At 74.8% G+C, this 13,078-nt stretch carries 10 protein-coding genes; 6 read left to right on the plus strand and 4 right to left on the minus strand.

Annotated features, from left to right (window positions below; genetic code table 11):
- The first annotated feature begins 14 nt into the window (after positions 1 to 14).
- The 5 genes from ACFYON_RS10920 (at position 15) to ACFYON_RS10940 (ending at position 4,617) form a co-directional block, all read left to right on the plus strand.
- Positions 15 to 1,232 (plus strand): CapA family protein, encoded by a 1,218-nt coding sequence (locus tag ACFYON_RS10920; protein ID WP_355047202.1) that lies wholly within the window; start codon positions 15 to 17, stop codon positions 1,230 to 1,232.
- Positions 1,229 to 2,071 carry an endonuclease III gene (gene nth / locus ACFYON_RS10925; protein WP_387189345.1) on the plus strand — a complete coding sequence of 281 codons (843 nt, stop codon included), beginning with the start codon at positions 1,229 to 1,231 and terminating at the stop codon, positions 2,069 to 2,071. Before ACFYON_RS10920 ends, nth begins: the two co-directional genes overlap by 4 nt.
- Positions 2,068 to 2,673 (plus strand): TlpA disulfide reductase family protein, encoded by a 606-nt coding sequence (locus ACFYON_RS10930; protein WP_354868973.1) that lies wholly within the window; start codon positions 2,068 to 2,070, stop codon positions 2,671 to 2,673. The genes nth and ACFYON_RS10930 overlap by 4 nt, the downstream gene beginning before the upstream one ends.
- Positions 2,670 to 3,362 (plus strand): CoA pyrophosphatase, encoded by a 693-nt coding sequence (locus ACFYON_RS10935; RefSeq protein ID WP_354868970.1) that lies wholly within the window; start codon positions 2,670 to 2,672, stop codon positions 3,360 to 3,362. Before ACFYON_RS10930 ends, ACFYON_RS10935 begins: the two co-directional genes overlap by 4 nt.
- A gap of 76 nt (positions 3,363 to 3,438) precedes the next feature.
- Positions 3,439 to 4,617, plus strand: a complete 1,179-nt coding sequence (locus ACFYON_RS10940) for a MarP family serine protease (protein ID WP_354868967.1) — start codon at positions 3,439 to 3,441, stop codon at positions 4,615 to 4,617.
- Positions 4,618 to 4,632: 15 nt separating this feature from the next.
- On the opposite strand, the gene ACFYON_RS10945 is transcribed toward ACFYON_RS10940, so the two are convergent.
- The 4 genes from ACFYON_RS10945 to eccCa all read right to left on the minus strand — a co-directional run bounded on the left by ACFYON_RS10945 (position 4,633) and on the right by eccCa (position 11,561).
- Positions 4,633 to 5,358: a phosphatase PAP2 family protein gene (locus ACFYON_RS10945; RefSeq protein WP_354868964.1), complete on the minus strand. Its 726-nt coding sequence runs from the start codon at positions 5,356 to 5,358 to the stop codon at positions 4,633 to 4,635.
- A 30-nt stretch (positions 5,359 to 5,388) separates the two neighbouring features.
- Positions 5,389 to 6,180, minus strand: a complete 792-nt coding sequence (locus ACFYON_RS10950; RefSeq protein WP_354868962.1) for a phosphatase PAP2 family protein — start codon at positions 6,178 to 6,180, stop codon at positions 5,389 to 5,391.
- Positions 6,181 to 6,220: 40 nt separating this feature from the next.
- Positions 6,221 to 7,513, minus strand: coding sequence for a type VII secretion-associated serine protease mycosin (gene mycP / locus ACFYON_RS10955; RefSeq protein ID WP_387189347.1), 1,293 nt, complete (start codon positions 7,511 to 7,513; stop codon positions 6,221 to 6,223).
- A 109-nt stretch (positions 7,514 to 7,622) separates the two neighbouring features.
- Complete coding sequence (eccCa, locus tag ACFYON_RS10960) at positions 7,623 to 11,561, minus strand: type VII secretion protein EccCa (RefSeq protein WP_354868956.1); 3,939 nt, start codon at positions 11,559 to 11,561, stop codon at positions 7,623 to 7,625.
- A gap of 105 nt (positions 11,562 to 11,666) precedes the next feature.
- Between eccCa and eccD the strand changes: the two genes are divergently transcribed.
- Complete coding sequence (gene eccD, locus ACFYON_RS10965; RefSeq protein ID WP_354868954.1) at positions 11,667 to 13,049, plus strand: type VII secretion integral membrane protein EccD; 1,383 nt, start codon at positions 11,667 to 11,669, stop codon at positions 13,047 to 13,049.
- Positions 13,050 to 13,078: the final 29 nt, after the last annotated feature.

Below are 13,078 nucleotides of genomic sequence, written 5' to 3' on the forward strand. Positions count from 1 at the left end.
CTCCCGCCCGTTCTGTGCCCCGTACCCTCCGTGCCGTTGTCGCCGGACCGCCCGCCGCCGCTCCCGGGCCGCGTCACGCGGTGCTCGGCCGGCGCCTGGCCGCGTTCGCCGCGCTCGTCGCCGTCCTGTTCGTCGCCGGCTGCGCCGGGGAGGCCGGCGGGTCCGGCGACCCCAGGTGGCAGGCGGGCCAGGGCGGCGGGTCGACCGGTTCGGCCGGGCCCGCGACGGGTGACCAGCCGGCGGCGCCGGACGGCGCGAACGAGCCGTCGATCTCGCTCACCGCGACCGGTGACGTGATCATGGGGAACGCGCCGGACCGGCTGCCACCCAGCGGCGGCAAGGGCTTCTTCGACGACGTGAAGCCGGCGCTCAAGGGCGACCTGGTGATGGGCAACCTGGAGGAGCCGCTCACCGACGACACCGGGGCCGGCAAGTGCGGCCCGCAGCCGAAGAACTGCTACCAGTTCCGTGCGCCGCCCGGTTATGCCGCGCACCTGCGGTCGGCCGGGTTCCAGCTGCTCAACCAGGCCAACAACCACGGCTACGACTACGGCCGGCAGGGCTACGAGAACACCCAGTCGGCGCTGGAGGCGCACGGGCTCAAGCACACCGGCGCGCCGGGCGAGATCACCGTGGTGGACGTCAAGGGCGTCAAGGTCGCCGTGGTGGGCTTCTCGTCGTACCCCTGGTCGAACAGCCTGGTCGACCTCGACGCCGCCAAGCAGGTCGTCGAGATGGCCAAGGAATCCGCCCAGATCGTGGTGGTGCAGGTGCACATGGGCGCCGAGGGTGCGGACAAGACCCGGGTGAAGCCGGGCACCGAGATGTTCTTCGGCGAGAACCGCGGCGACCCGATCCGCTTCTCCCGGACCGTCATCGACGCCGGGGCCGACCTGGTCATCGGGCACGGCCCGCACGTGCTGCGCGGGATGGAGTTCTACAAGGGGCGGCTGATCGCGTACAGCCTGGGCAATTTCGCCGGCGGCGGGAAGTCGCTGAACAGCTCGGGCCGGCTCGGCTGGGGCGGGGTGCTCAAGGTGTCGCTCACCGCCGAGGGGAAGTTCGTCGGCGGCACGTTCACCTCCACCGTGATGAACGGCGTGGGCCGTCCGTCGGTCGACCGGCAGAACCGCGGCCTCGGACTGGTCCGCGAGCTGAACCGGGCCGACTTCCCGGACACCGGCGCGAAGCTCGACGGGACCGGCAAGATCACCGCACCGGCGGGTGGCTGACCGCGCGCCGACCACGCCGAGCCGCCGGAGCGTCGGCCCCGCGACGTAGGCTGGCCGGCGTGACCACGCGCTCCCCCGAGACCGACCTCGGCCGTACGCGCCGCGCCCGGCGCATCGGCCGGGTGCTGACCGAAACGCACCCCGACGCGCACTGTGAACTCGACCACTCCAACGCGCTGGAGCTGGCCGTCGCGACGATCCTGTCCGCCCAGTGCACCGACAAGAAGGTCAACGAGGTCACGCCGAAGCTGTTCGCCCGCTACCGCACCGCCGCCGACTACGCCGCGGCGGACCGCGTCGAGCTGGAGGAGCTGATCCGGCCCACCGGGTTCTACCGCAACAAGACCAGCTCCCTGATCAACCTCGGGCGGGCGCTCTGCGAGCGGTACGACGGTGAGGTGCCCGGCCGGCTCGACGACCTGGTGACCCTGCCCGGGATCGGCCGCAAGACCGCCAACGTCATCCTCGGCAACGCCTTCGGCGTCCCCGGCATCACCGTCGACACGCACTTCCAGCGGCTGGTGCAGCGGTGGCAACTCACCACCGAGACCGACCCGGTCAAGATCGAGCACGCGATCGGCGCGCTCTACCCCAGGCGCGACTGGACGATGCTGTCGCATCGGGTGATCTTCCACGGTCGCCGGGTCTGCCACGCCCGCAAGCCCGCCTGCGGCGCGTGCACGCTGGCGAAGCTCTGTCCCGCGTACGGCACCGGGCCGACCGAGCCGCCCGCCGCGGCCAAGCTGCTGAAGGGCCCTCGGGCCCGTGACCTGGCGGTCGCCGTCGGCCTGGATCCCGACCTGGTGCCACAGCAGGCCGCCGCGGCGGACGTGCCGTGATGCGCCGGCTCGCGTACCTGCTCGTACCGCTGCTGCTGGCGGCGGCGGGCTGCACCGCCACGGCCGGGCAGCCGGAACGCCCGGCGCCGGCCACCCGGGCCGAGCGTCCTTCGCCGTTCGCCGACTGCGCCCCGCTGACCGTCGCGCCGACCGCCGCGTCCCCGGCGCCCGCCGGAACGGCCGGGGACCGACTGCCCGACCTGACGCTCAACTGCTTCACCGGCGGCACGCCGGTGAATCTGCGCGACGTCAAGGGCCCGGCGGTGATCAACGTGTGGGCGTCCTGGTGCCCGCCGTGCCGCAAGGAGCTGCCCGCCTTCCAGCGGCTCAGCGAGCGGGCCGACGGCCGGTTCCAGGTGATCGGCGTGAACAGCCGGGACAGTCGAGGCGGCGCGCAGTCCATCGGCGAGGACTACGGCGTCGACTTCCCGATGCTGCTCGACCAGGGCGACGCGTTCCAGCGCGCGCTGGAACGCAACGCGTTCCCGCTCACAGTGCTGGTCGACGCCGACGGCCGGATCCGGCACACCGACGCGACCGGCGCGCTCGACGACGCCCGCCTCGCCGCGCTGCTCCAGCGCCACCTCGGGGTGCGGGTATGACCCGACGGCCACCGGGCTGGTTCGACCCGCTGCTGGACCGGCTGGGCACCGCGCGGGCGGAGGACTTCACCCGCATCGTCACGCCGGAGAGCGGCGGCCGGGAGAGCGCCGTGCTCGTGCTGCTCGGCGAGGAACCCGGCGCCGGGCCGGACGTGCTGGTCCTCCAGCGTGCCGCGACGCTGCGCAACCACGCCGGGCAGCCGGCGTTCCCGGGCGGTGCGGCCGACCCGGAGGACGCTGACCTCCGCACCACCGCGCTGCGCGAGGCGAACGAGGAGGTCGGCCTCGACCCCGCCAGCGTCACCGTGCTGGCCGAGCTGCCCCGGCTCTGGATCCCGGTCAGCGACTTCGTGGTCACCCCCGTGCTCGCCTGGTGGCACGACCCACACCCGGTGCACCCGCGCGAGCCGGCCGAGGTGGCGCACGTGGCCCGGCTGCCGGTGACCGAACTGGTCGACCCGGACAACCGCATGCGGGTACGCCATCCGAACGGCTGGATCGGCCCGGCCTTCTCGGTACGCGGCATGCTGGTCTGGGGTTTCACGGCAGGCGTGATCGACCGGCTGCTGGAGATGGGCGGCTGGTCCCGCCCGTGGCCGCGCTCGCGCGTGGTGGAGTTGCCGCCCGTCGACGCCACACCCGCTCCCTCGGCCGGCACCGAGCCGGCCGACGAGAGCCCGGTGCGCTGATCACCCGTACGCATCCTCGGGTCACGTTCCGCGAGCGCTGAGCCGACCGTGGGCCCGGTGCCCGTACCCTTGGGGCGTGTCCGCCGTGGATCTCGTCCTTCTCCTGCTCATGCTTGTGTTCGCGATCAGCGGATACCGTCAGGGATTCGTCATCGGGGCCCTGTCGTTCTCCGGCTTCTTCCTGGGCGCGCTGCTCGGCCTCCAGGTCGGGCCGCTGATCGCGCAGCAGTTCGCGGCGAGCGGCACACGCGTGCTGATCTCCCTGGTGGCGATCTTCGGGCTCGCGGTGCTGGGTCAGGCGCTGGCCGGCTGGCTCGGCTCCAACCTGCGGGCCGCCATCACCGGGCAGACCAGCCGGAAGATCGACGACGTCGGCGGCGCGTTCATCTCGGTCATCGCGGTCATGCTCGTGGCGTGGCTGGTCGCCGTGCCGCTCGGCTCCTCCTCGGTGCCGTGGCTGGCCTCCTCGGTCCGCAACAGCGCGTTGCTCACGGTCGTCGACCAGGTGCTGCCGGACAAGGCGCAGGACCTGTCCACAGCGCTGCGCGACACGGTCGACACCAACGGATTCCCGGACGTGTTCGGCGACCTCGCGCCGACCCGGGCCCGGCAGGTCGCCCCGCCCGACCCGGCGCTGGCCAACTCCCAGGTGGTGCAGAACAGCAGGCGGTCGGTGGTGAAGGTGCTCGGCTCCGCGCCGAGTTGCTCACGCCGCATCGAGGGCTCCGGCTTCGTCTACGCCGACGACCGGGTGATGACGAACGCGCACGTGGTGGCCGGCACCCGCTCGGTGGCGGTGGAGTTGCGCGGCGAGCGGTACGACGGCGAGGTCGTCGTCTACGACCCGGACCGGGACCTCGCCGTGCTCTACGTACCCGGGCTGCCCGGACCGTCGCTGCGTTTCGCCGCCGGACCGGCCGCCACCGGCGCGGACGCGGTCGTGCTCGGCTTCCCGCTCGACGGCCCGTACGACGCCCGGCCGGCCCGGATCCGGGACGTCGACCGGATCACCGGCCCGGACATCTACGCGAGCGGCGACGTCACCCGCGAGATCTACACGATCCGGGCGCTGGTGCGCAGCGGCAACTCCGGCGGTCCGCTGGTCTCCTCGAACGGTGTGGTGCTCGGCGTGATCTTCGCGGCGGCGGCGGACGACCCGAACACCGGTTTCGCGGTGACCGCCGCCGAGGCGCGGCCCGTGGCGCTGGCGGGCGCGGAGCGTACCCGGGGAGTGGCCACCGGCGACTGCACCTGAGCGGGCCGGCGGCGCTCAACCACCGGCCGGTGCTCCCGCCGGTGTCGTCTCGTCGCCGGAGCGGGACAGCGGCAGCCGGGCGCGGCCCCAGGTGAGCGTGCGGTCGAGCACCGCCCGCGCCATGATCGCCACGCAGGTGCCGCCGTTGAGGAACGAGGCGAGCACGTCGCTGGGGTGGTGCATGCCCCGGTACATCCGGGTGAGCGCCACGCCGATCGGCACCAGCACCAGCAGCGTCCACCAGGCAGCCTTGGCCTGGGTGCTGCGCGCCCGCAGCGCCAGCAGCAGCGCCAGACCGACGTAGAGCGCGGTGGCCGCCGACGTGTGCCCGGACGGGAAGCTGGACGTGGGCGGGGAGGCGTCCATGTGCGCCACGGCCGGGCGGTTCCGGTCGATGACCATCGTGGTGAACAGGAAGATCAGCGCCTGCGCGGTCACCGCCGCGCACAGGAACAGCGGTTCCCGCCAGCGGTGCAGCACCAGCCGCAGCACCAGCGCCGCCAGCACCGTCACCACGACGATCATCTGGGTGCTGGCGAGCGTGCTGAACACCAGCGAGACGTCGTTCCAGCCCGGCGTCCGGTCGCCGGCCAGCTCACGGTTGACCGCGCCCTCCACAGTGAACGGCCAGGTGTGGGCCAGCACCCGGGTCACCAGCAGTCCCAGGCCCACCATCAGCGCGAAGAGCAGGGCCAGCGGCAGCAGGACACGCCGGGTGACTCGGATCACGACATCGGACATGGGTTCGCCTGTACCCCGGCGGGGGACCGGCTATGCCCGGCCGTCCTCCGGCCGCTGCTCGGCCAGTTCCGGCTCGACCCCCTCGCGCAGGGGACGGGTGGATCGCCGCCCGGATCCGCTGCGCCAGGTGGCGAACCCGGCAGACGTCGCGGCCACCACCGCCGCCCCGAGCACCCAGCCGCCCACCACGTCGCTGGTCCAGTGCACGCCGAGCGCGATCCGGCTGAGCCCGGTCACCACCGTGACCAGCACGGCTGCGGTCCACAGCGCGAACCGGCCCCGGCGGCTGTCCCGTACGAACGGCAGGAACACCAGCAGCAGCACGCCGGCGGCCAGCGTGGCATTGAGCGCGTGCCCGGACGGGAACGAGTAACCGGCGGCCCGCGCCATCGGGTCGAGCAGATCAGGCCGGTCCCGGCCGACGAGCAGCTTGAGCAGCGCGCCGAGCAGCCCACCGGCGACCATGGTGACGACCACCCAGACCGCGAGCCGGGGCGCGCGGCGCCGGACCAGCCAGACCACGACCGCGACGGCGGCCACCCGCAGCGGGCCGGGCCCGAACACGTGCGTCCAGACCGTCATCACGTCGACCCAGACGGGATGGTCCTGCGCGTACCCGTGGAACGCGTCGGTGATCGAGGCGTCCAGCCGCAGCAGGGGCGGCCAGGCGCCGAGCGCCAGCAGCGCGATCAGGGCGAACGGCACCAGCACCAGGAACGCCGCCGCAGCGGCAAGCGTGAGCCGCAGGCCCAGCGAGTGTTCGCGGTCGAGGCGGCGGCTGCGCCACGACCGGTGCGTGACCGGCGCCCCGGTGGTCTCCATGGGGCTTCCCCTACCCACCGGAGGGCGGGATCAGACCGGTTCAGCGGCGGGTCTGCCGGACCCGGCGAACCATCAACGCGGTGCCGGTGACGAGCGCGACGAACAGGGCCAGGCCGGTCCGGAGCCGGTCCGGGGCGGAGACCTCCGTCTGCCCCGCCGGCCGGGCGGCCCAGCCCTCCGCCGTACGCCCGAGCGGATCGCCACCCCGGCCCGCCGCGGCGGCCCGGGTGTCCCGTCCCTCGCCGGGTGCCGGGCCGAAGCCCACCACGCCGGGGGAGGCGTTGTCGTCGAGCGGGTTGTGGCCCACCCCCGGCACGTCGCCGGTGAGCGCGGCCACCGGGTCGACCAGGCCGTAGCCGAACCGGTCGTCCCGGCCGGTCGGTCCGAGGTCCCGGGCCGTGGCGATCAGCCGGTTGACCACGTCGCCGGCCGACATCTTCGGGTAACGCGCGCGGACCAGGGCGGCGGTCGCGGCGACGAGCGGCGCGGCGAAGCTCGTCCCCTGCACCCGCCAGTAGCCGTCCGGCCGGGCGCCGTAGAGCCCGGTGGCCGGCGCGCTGAGCACCGTCTCGTGCCCGGTGATCGAGCCGGACCAGAGGTTCTCGCTGGTCCGCTCCAGGCCGGTGACCGCGAGCACGCCCGGTTCCCGGGCCGGGTACCAGACCTCGGTGGTCGTCGAGGTGGCCAGGTTGCCGGTGCAGGCGACCACCACCACGTCCCGCGCGAACGCGTAGTCGAGCGCCGCGGCCAGGGCCGGGTTGTCGATGCTGCCGCCGAGCGACAGGTTGACCACCCGGGCGCCGTTGTCGACCGCCCAGCGCACCGCCTTCGCGACGATCAGCGCGTCGTCGTAGCGGTTCTCGGCGTCGAGGACCCGGACCGGAAGGATCTTGGCGTCCGGCGCGAGCCCCACCACGCCCCGGTCGTCGTCGGCCCGCCCGGCGATCAGCCCGGCGACTGTGGTGCCGTGCCCCACCGGGTCCGGGCCTTCCGAGCCGTTGGGCGTCACCAGATCCAGGCCGGGCAGCACCTGACCGACCAGGTCGGGATGGGAGCCGTCCACACCCGAGTCGATCACCGCGACCACCACGCCGCGCCCGGTCGAGGTGCGCCACGCGGTCTTCGCCCGCAACTCCTCCAACTGCCACTGCTCGTCGCGTACCTGGTCGGTGCGCAGCAGGCCGTCGGGGGCCAACCAGGGCCGCGCCACAGTGGCCGGGGCGGCAGGCGCGGCGTGTGCCGGCGGCGCCAGCGGACCGGCCACTGTGACCAGTGCCGACGCGGCGGCGAGGAGCGCGCGTCCGGCGAGACGCCGGGGCGGCCCACCGGGCAGTCCCTGCCGATCCCCTGTCACATTCCCCAGCCGTTCGGTCGCGTCAGACACGTGCTGCACGGAGATTACCGGTTGTCCCGCCCGTCTCGGGGCAACTCGGCGAGCCCGATCACCCGGGCGGGAGATGCGCCAACTGCACCAGGCGCACGCCCTCCCGGCGGGAGACCAGACGCGCCCGCCCCGGGGGCAGCGGCCCGGCCTTCACCTGGCCGACGAGCGTGCCCTCCTCCGGCCCGCCCGACATCACCAGCCCGGCCGTGGACAGCTCGCGCAGCCGCTGCACGATCGGCTCGTACGCGGTCCGCCCGGCACCGCCGGTACGCCGCGCCAGCACCAGGTGCAGCCCGACGTCCCGCGCGTGCGGCAGGTGCTCCTCCAGCGCCCGCAACGGGTTCGTCGGGCCGCCGGCCACCAGGTCGTAGTCGTCCACGAGCACGAACAGCTCCGGCCCCTTCCACCACGACCGGCTACGCAACTGCGCCGGGGTCACCTCCGGCCCCGGCTGCCGCCCGTGCAGGTAGCCGGCGGCCGACTCGATCAGCTCGGCGGTGTGCGGCGCGGCGGTGCCGTACCCGATCAGGTGCGGAGTCTCGATCACGCCCATCAGGCTGCGCCGGTAGTCCACGAGCATCACCCGGGCCTGCTCGGGGGTGAACCGGTTGACGATCGAGGTGGCGAGCGCGCGCAGGAACGACGACTTGCCGCACTCGGCGTCGCCGAAGACCAGGAAGTTCGGTTCGGTGGCGAAGTCCAGCACCACCTGGGACAGGTCCGCCTCGGCCACGCCGATCGGGAACGCCAGTCCGCTCGTCGCGCTCTGGTCCAGCTCGGCGTACGGCAGCACCGGCGGAAGCAGCCGCACCCGGGGCGCGGGCGGACCGGTCCACGCGCCGGCAACCGCCTTGACCAGGTCGGCCGTCTCGGCCCCCAGCGCCTCGACGCGGGGTTCGGCGGTGAGGAAGTGCAGCCCGCCCGGGGTGATGCCGCGGCCCGGACGCTCCTCCGGCACGGTCGCCGCGAGCGCCCGCTTGACCACCACCGAGTCGGCCGGGTCGCCCAGACGCAACTCCAGCCGGGAACCGAACAGGTCGCGGATCGCGGGGCGGAAGTCCGACCAGCGCAGGGCGCTCGCCACCACGTGCACCCCGTACGCCAGACCCCGGGTGGCGAGCTCGGTGACCAGTGGTTCCAGATCCTCGTACTCGCCGCGCAGCGTGTTCCACCCGTCCACCACCAGGAACACGTCCCCGAACGGGTCGGGTGCGCCCGCCGCCCGCCGTCGTCGCCACGCGGCCATCGACTCCACACCGGCCTCGGCGAACCGCCGCTCCCGCTCGGCCAGCAGCCCGGCGACCTCGCCGACGCTACGGCGCACGGCGGTGCCGTCGGCCCGCCCGCTGACACCGCCCACGTGCGGCAGGTCGCGCAGCGCGCCGAGCGTCCCGCTGCCGAAGTCGAGGCAGTAGATCTGCACCTCGGCCGGGGTGTGGGTGAGCGCGAGCGCGCAGACCAGCGTGCGCAGCAGGCTGGACCGGCCGCTGCGGGTGGTGCCGACCACCGCGACGTGCCCGGCCGCGCCGTCCAGCGCCAGCCAGAGCAGGTCGCGCCGCTGCTCGAACGGCTTGTCCACCACCGCCACCGGCACCTGGAGTGCCCCGTGCAGCTCCGGGTTGGCCACCGCGAGCCCGCGTGCCGGGTCGGCGCCGACCGGGCCGAGCAGCTCGTCCAGCGTGGGCGAGGCGTCCAGCGGCGGCAGCCACACCTGGTGTGCCGGCGGGCCCTGCCCGGCCAGCCGGTCCACGAGCAGGTCCAGCAGCGTCTCGCCGCTGTCGTCCTCGGCCGGCGAGGCGGCGGGGGCGGGCGGCTCGGGCACCGGGACCAGGTGGGTGGAGAAGGCGAGCACGCGTGCCTCACCGCCGCCGAGGGCGCCCGCCGCGCCGCCGCGGCGGCGGACCGCGCCGGAGACGTACGCGGCCTTGAACCGGACCAGCGGGTCGGTGCCGGAGCGCAGGTAACCGTGCCCCGGGCTGCGCGGCAGCTCGTGCGCGTCCGGCACGCCCAGCACCGTCCGGGACTCCAGCGCCGAGAACGTCCGCAACCCGATCCGGTACGACAGGTGCGTGTCCAGCCCGCGCAGCCGTCCCTCCTCCAGCCGCTGGCTGGCCAGCAGCAGGTGCACCCCGAGCGACCGGCCCAGCCGGCCGATCTGCACGAACAGGTCGATGAAGTCGGGCTTGGCGGACAGCAGCTCGGAGAACTCGTCGCAGATCAGCAGCAGCGACGGCAGCGGGGCCAGCGGCGAGCCGGCCGCCCGGGCCCGCTCGTAGTCGCGCACGCTCGCGAAGTTGCCGGCCCGGCGCAACAGCTCCTGCCGGCGCATCAGCTCCCCGTTTATCGCGTCCACCATCCGGTCCACCAGCGGCAGTGCGTCGGCCAGGTTGGTGATCACGGCGGCGGTGTGCGGCAGCCGCTCGAACGGCGCGAACGTGGCGCCGCCCTTGAAGTCGACGAGCACGAAGTTGAGCTGCTCCGAGCTGTGCGTGGCGGCCAGCCCGAGCACGAGCGTGCGCAGCAGCTCCGACTTGCCCGAGCCGGTCGCACCGATCAGCAGGCCGTGCGGGCCCATGCCGTCCTGCGCCGACTCCTTCAGGTCGAGGTCGATCGCCCCGCCGTCGGCGCCCACCCCGATCGGCACCCGCAGCCGGTCCCGCGCTGCCCGGGGCGCCCAGCCCTGCTCGGCGGTGAAGCTCTCCGGATCGCCCAGACCCAGCAGCTCGGGCAGGCCCAGCTCGGCGCCGGGCGGCGCGTCCGGCCCGCGTACCGTGCCGGCCAACCGCAGCGGCGCGAGCCGCCGGGCCACCGCCTCGGCGTCGGCGGGTGCCAGCGCGTCGGCTGCGCCCACCTCGGCGTGCCCCTCGGCGGAGTGCGAGTGCAGCCGGTCGTCGACCAGGTCGAGCAGGAGCGCGTACCGGTCGAGCAGCCGGGGCGGCGGGGTGTCCAGGTCGAGCACGGTGACCGCGTCGATGCCGCCGTCACCGGCCAGGTCGGTCGCGCCGGTCAGGTCGCCGCCGTCGAGCACCACCACCACGTGCGGCCCGTCCGTGGCCGTGCCGTGCGGGCTGAACCGGGACCGGGCGCCGAGCACGTCGTCGAGCAGCCGTTCCAGGTCGGCGGCGGCGCTGGTGACCAGCCGCACCGGGCCGAGCGCGTCGGTACGCGCCGGATGGTGGGCGTGCGGCAGCCACTTCACCCACTCCCAGGCGGCCCGTCGTTCCGGCCCGGCGCAGACCGCGATCAGCAGCTCGTCCGGCGCGTGGAAGACGGCGAGCTGGGTGAGCACCGCCCGGGCCAGCGCCTGCGCGGCGGGCGAGCCGGCGCCGCGCACCGGGCCGGCCGGCCCGCGCACGAAGACCCGGGCGAAACTGCGCAGCGACAGCGCCACCGGCAGGTCCGGCACCACCGAGTACGCGTCCAGGAAGCGCCGCAGCGCCCCGGCCGTCATCGGCTCCAGCTCCTCCAGCGGGCGGGTGACCGGCGGGACCAGCGGAGTGGCAAGCGTCTGCGGACCCGTACCGACCCGGACCACGGCGAAGTCCGGGTCGCCGGGCCGGCGTTCCCAGACCCGGTGACTGTCGACGGTCGACCAGAGCCGCCCCGGTTCGGGATGGCGGTAGGACAGCCCGGCCCGCTGGGCCCCGGCGGTCTCCCGTACCCGCCGCCGGAGCGTGGCCAGGTGACGCAGGTATTCCCGGCGGGCGGTCATCAGCTCGGACTTCTTCGGCCCGGCGCTGCCCCAGGTGGTCACCAGCATCGCCACCGAGGAGAGGCCGAACATGCCGCCCACGACGTACGAGTAGGCCCCGCCGCCGCGGCCGAACATCATCGCCATGGCCACCGTCCCGCCGAGCATCGGCAGCACCGTCAGCGCCTGCTGCCAGCGCCCACCGGCAGCGGCGGGGATCTCCGGCGGCGCCTCGACGGGCAGCTCACCGACCGGGATCTCCGGGGCCGGGCGGCGTGGCGGCCGTTTGATGACGACAGTGGACACTCACCCTCCCCGAACGTGGCTCTGGGTAACCCGAGCCTGGCTCATCGTAGGTAAAGTCCTCTCGTCCGTCAGCCCACTCCCTCCGCTCGATATGGAGATGCCTCGATGACAACCGGGCTCGCCCGGGTCACGATCAGCGCGCCCAGGCGGCGGGTGGACGTGGCCCTACCGGAGCAGGTCCCCCTGGCCGAGCTGCTGCCCGAGGTGCTCCGGCACGCCGGTGAAGGGCTGGCCGACGACGGGGAACGGCACGGCGGATGGGTGCTGCGCCGGACCGACGGCGCGGTGCTCGCCACCGCCCAGGCGCTGCTGCCCCAGGGCGTCCGCGACGGCGAGGTGCTGCACCTGGTGCCGGCCCGCGCGCAGTGGCCCGAACTGGAGTACGACGACGTGGTCGAGGCGATAGTGGACGGCGCCCGGCGCCGGGGCGCCGCCTGGTCGGGACACGCCACCCGGGCCGCCGCGCTGAGCGGCGCCGCCGTACCCCTGGCCGTCGGGCTGGTCGCAGTCGTCGCGGCCGGTCCGGGGGAGCGCGGCTGGCCGGTCGCCGCGGCGGTCGCCCTGATCCTGGTGCTCACCGCCACCGCCGCGTCCCGGGCGTACGGGGACGGCCCGGTCGGTGCCACCCTCGGCGGGTACGCGCTGCCCTGGGCGGCGGTGGCCGGAGCGCTCTCGGTCGCCTCCGGCGATCCGGTCGGCCCGATCACCGGCCTGCGCTGGGTGGGCGCCCCCGAGCTGCTCGTCGGCTCGGTGGCGCTGCTGCTGGCGGCGGTGCTCGGCCTGCTCGGCGTGGCCAGCCGGTCCCGCGTCTTCGTGGCCGGGGTGACGGTCGGCGTGGCCGGCGTGGCAGCCGCGCTCGGCGGGCTGCTGCTCGACCCCGACGGCACCGCCGCCGTACTGCTCGCCGTGCTCGTGTTCGCGCTCGGCGGGCTGCCGCTGCTGGCCATCCGGGTCGGCAAGCTGCCGCTGCCGCCGCTCACCCTGCCCGGCCCGGCCGGCACCCGGGACCTGCCGGACCGCGGGCGGGTGCACGCGGCGGTGGCCCGCGCCGAAGAGGTGCTGACCGGGATGCTGCTCGGCCACGCGGTGCTGGCCGTCGGCGCGGTCGCGGTGCTCGTCTCCGTCGGCCGGACGGCCGGGCTGCTGCTGGCCGCCGTCGCCGGCGGGGTGCTGCTGCTGCGTTCGCGCCTGTTCGTGGCGGTACGGCACCGGGTGCCGGCGATAGTCGCCGGGCTGATCGGGTTCGCCCTGCTCGGCGTGGTGCTGGCCGGCCGGGCCGGTCCGGGTGGCCGGCTGGCGCTGACGGTGGGCGGGCTGTCCCTGGCCGTGACGGCGGTCACCGCCGGGGCGACGTACGCCCGGCGCCCGGTCTCCCCGTACCTCGGCCGGCTGGCCGACCTGACCGACACCGCGCTCGTGGTCGCGGTCGTGCCGGTGGCCTGCGCGGTGCTCGACCTCTACGACCGGGCCCGCGACCTGCTCGCCTGAGACACGCGGAGGCCCGGGGCGCGAAGCGC

The sequence above is a fragment of the Micromonospora sp. NPDC005686 genome (genome assembly GCF_042871665.1).
GTDB lineage: Bacteria > Actinomycetota > Actinomycetes > Mycobacteriales > Micromonosporaceae > Micromonospora.

What these genes read in the sequence shown, in the direction of transcription:
- ACFYON_RS10935 (WP_354868970.1), top strand. Translation starts at nt 2,670, where the DNA reads ATGACCCGACGGCCACCGGGCTGGTTCGACCCGCTGCTGGACCGGCTG.
- ACFYON_RS10945 (WP_354868964.1), bottom strand. Translation starts at nt 5,358, where the DNA reads ATGTCCGATGTCGTGATCCGAGTCACCCGGCGTGTCCTGCTGCCGCTG.
- ACFYON_RS10950 (WP_354868962.1), bottom strand. Translation starts at nt 6,180, where the DNA reads ATGGAGACCACCGGGGCGCCGGTCACGCACCGGTCGTGGCGCAGCCGC.
- eccD (WP_354868954.1), top strand. Translation starts at nt 11,667, where the DNA reads ATGACAACCGGGCTCGCCCGGGTCACGATCAGCGCGCCCAGGCGGCGG.